The sequence below is a fragment of the Rhizobium sp. SEMIA 4085 genome (assembly GCF_013004495.1).
GTDB classification, from domain to species: domain Bacteria; phylum Pseudomonadota; class Alphaproteobacteria; order Rhizobiales; family Rhizobiaceae; genus Rhizobium; species Rhizobium gallicum.
The window spans coordinates 1-3,334 of the sequence record NZ_JABEPH010000506.1 but is presented as its reverse complement, the minus strand read 5'-3'; the positions used below and the strand labels follow the sequence as shown (position 1 = coordinate 3,334).

Sequence of the window (3,334 nt, the reverse complement as noted above, 5' to 3'; positions counted from 1 at the left end):
TTCGTGGCGAAAGCATCCGCAGCGCCCATGATGTCGGCTGGATCCGCAATCTGACGGTCGACAAGCTGATGCGCTCGGACGTGAAAACGGCGAAGGTCAGCATCACGATTGATGATTTCAAGAAGGCCTTCCCGATCGGATCGAGACAGCGCGTCATCCTCGTCGATGACTCCGACAAATATGCCGGCATCGTGCTCGTTCCCGAAATCTACGCGAGCCCGGTCGACACCGACGACGAGGGCAAGGATCTGAAGGATTTCATCCGATACCGGAACGACTTCCTGCAGCCGCAGATGAACGCAAAGCAGGCGGCGGCGATCTTCGACAAGACGGAGAGCGAAGCACTCGCCGTGCTCAACAATCTGATCGAACGCCGCGTCGTCGGCCAGCTCAGCGAAAGCTATACGCTTCGCCGCTACAGTGAAGAGCTCGACCGCAGGCGCCGCGAAGTCTCCGGCGAAATCTAGCCGAGAAGACCGGCCAGCCAGCCTTTGTCGAGATGGGTTTCGAGTTCGTCCGCGACCTCGTCGAGCGCCTGGTCGACGCTTTGGCGGTAGCTCCGCCGTTCGCCGGATAGGCCGAAGCTCTCGAGAAGCTTGCCGCGATAGGCATCGCTGCAGAAAAGGCCATGCAGATAGGTGCCCATGATCTGGCCGCCAGCAGATACCGCGCCATCGGCCACCCCGTCGATCACCGCTGATGGCCTGGCGCAGTCCGGCCCGGTCGTGACGCCCAGATGGATCTGGTAGCCGGCAAGCGGAACGCCGTGTTCGGCCGAGACCGCCAGGCTGTTCCGCACGGTCTTTTCCGGTGCCATTTCGGTCTCGACATCAAGGAATCCGAGACCCGGTGTCGCAGTGCTCACCCCTTCGATACCGAGCGGATCGCGAACCGTGCGCCCGAGCATCTGATACCCGCCGCAGATGCCTATGACGCGCCCGCCACGCCGGATGTGCGTCTCCAGATCGCGATCCCAGCCGGCAGCGCGCAGATCACAGAGGTCGGCAATCGTCGATTTCGACCCGGGCAGGACCACCAGCGCTGCATCGCCCGGCAACCGGTCTCCCTGCTTCACGAAGACGAGCTCGACATCGGGCTCGGCACGCAGAGGATCGAGATCGTCGAAATTGGCGATGCGCGGCAGAACCGGTACGGCGATCTTCAACGCGCCGGAGGCGCCCCTGGCGAGGCGCTCCAGTACGACGGAGTCCTCCGCCGGCAAGCGGGCGGCGGCCTTCAGCCAGGGCACCACGCCGAAACACGGCCATCCAGTGAAGCGATTGATGGCTGCGTTGCCGTCATCGAAGAGCGAAACATCGCCGCGGAACTTGTTGATGATATAACCGGAAATAGTCGCCCGGTCGTCATCCGAAAGGATAGCGTGCGTGCCGGCAAGAGAGGCGATCACGCCGCCACGATCGATATCGCCCACGAGCACGACGGGCACCTTGGCGCGGGTGGCAAAGCCCATATTGGCGATATCGCCGGGACGCAGGTTGATTTCGGCCGGCGATCCCGCACCCTCAACGATGACGAGATCGGCGCCTTCCGAGACGATCGCAAAACTCTGCAGGACATGTTCAAGAAGCAGCGGCTTTAACCTCTGGTAGTCACGGGCCTTCGCCTGCCCGAAGACCTTGCCCTGCACGATGATCTGACTGCCGTTTTCGGATTGCGGCTTGAGGAGAACCGGGTTCATGTGTATCGACGAGGACGTGCGCGCCGCAAGCGACTGCAGCCACTGCGCCCGGCCGATCTCCCCGCCGTCATCGGCGACAGCCGCGTTGTTCGACATGTTCTGAGGCTTGAAAGGCTTCACCTTGAGGCCGCGATTGGCCGCAAGCCGGCAAAGCCCGGCAACGAGCACCGTCTTGCCGACATCCGAGCCGGTTCCCTGCAACATGATCGACTTGGTCATGCGATGAGGCCTACAACGCGGCACGATCCGCGGTCAATCGTCTGTCCGAAATGCGAAAACCGCGCGGGCTGGCGGGCGCGCGCGGTTTGCCGAAAACTCTGGCGTATTCGCCAATACACGGCGAAACTCGTGTATCCTCCGGGACGCACTACCTGATCCGGAGAAAGCGGCGGTTGTCCCCCGCCGTGGTTCAACTGATAGCGTGACATTCTTACCGGAGTGTTATTGTGGAACTCAGCAATGGTGAATTTCGACTTTTTTTGACATTTTGCCGGTTCTCGATCCGCATGCAGTTCATTGAGGGCATTTCACCTCAAGCTCGACGCAGACTTTCGCTCGTGGATCAGCGGGAATATTAGATCATTCAAATCAGTGATTTAGCTCAAAAATATTCCACCACAGGCGGATTTCAATTGCCGTGTCAAAGGCGTAGGCTGCGAAACTATCGGAATGTTCCAGGCTGGCGGTCGCGATGCAAAAAACGCATGGCACTTGAAATTGCGACGGCCAAACTGCTGCATTGCATTCATTGAACGAATGCATTGGGCGGTTAGCATCACATCCAAAAGCTGCATGTCAGCATCAAAAATTGGGGAACGAGCGAATGAAGATCATCCCGGCTTCGCTGTTTATTGCTGTATGTCTCGTTGCCGGCGGCCGCGCCGCGCAAGCTGATTGCGGTAATGTTTCGATCGCGGAGATGAGTTGGGCCTCGGCGGCGATTGCCGCCAATTTCGACAGCTTCATTCTTAAAAACGGCTATGGATGCAATGTCAGCACCGTGGCCGGCGATACCGTACCCACGTTTGCTTCAATGGATCAGAAGGGCGAGCCCGATATCGCTCCGGAACTCTGGACCGCGTCCGTCAGGAACCAACTCGAGGCGGCAGTAAGGAGCGGGCGCCTGATCCAGGCCTCCGAGATTTTGTCGGATGGCGCAATCGAAGGCTGGTGGATCCCGAAATTCATCGCCGATGCAAATCCCGACATCCGCTCCGTGCAGGATGCCATGAAACGGCCAGACCTCTTCCCCGCGCCGAAAAATGCCTCCAAGGGCGCCGTCCACAATTGCCCGCCGGGCTGGAGCTGCCGGATTTCGACAGCCAATCTCTTCAGAGCCTTGAACGGCGAGAAGGTCGGTTTCGAGCTGATCGACAGCGAAAGCCCGCAAAGCCTGGATGATTCGATCGGCGCAGCCTTCGACGCCAAAGTCGGCTGGCTCGGCTATTACTGGGCACCAACGGCGATCCTCGGCAAATACGACATGACACGTCTCAGTATGGGTGTCAGCCACGATAAGGCGGAATGGCTGGCCTGCACATCGGTCGAAGGCTGCGCGCGTCCGCAGCTGAACGCCTATCCCGTCTCCCAGGCCTTTACCGTCGTCACCAAGGCCTTTGCCGACCGTGCCGGTCC

2 protein-coding genes and 1 pseudogene are annotated in these 3,334 nt (G+C 60.0%); 2 read left to right on the top strand and 1 reads right to left on the bottom strand.

The genetic code is table 11. From position 1 onward, the window contains the following. Positions 1–467 (top strand): annotated as a pseudogene (locus C9413_RS29995) (chloride channel protein); the annotation flags it as partial. Here C9413_RS29995 and C9413_RS29990 read toward each other — a convergent pair. After that, positions 464–1,918 carry a cobyric acid synthase gene (locus C9413_RS29990; RefSeq protein ID WP_039845167.1) on the bottom strand — a complete coding sequence of 485 codons (1,455 nt, stop codon included), beginning with the start codon at positions 1,916–1,918 and terminating at the stop codon, positions 464–466. The pseudogene C9413_RS29995 and the gene C9413_RS29990 overlap by 4 nt on opposite strands. Before the next feature lie 604 nt (positions 1,919–2,522). On the opposite strand from C9413_RS29990, the gene C9413_RS29985 reads away from it, so the two are divergent. Then, positions 2,523–3,334 (top strand): glycine betaine ABC transporter substrate-binding protein (locus tag C9413_RS29985; protein ID WP_170251322.1); only part of this gene is annotated, 812 nt, incomplete at its 3' end.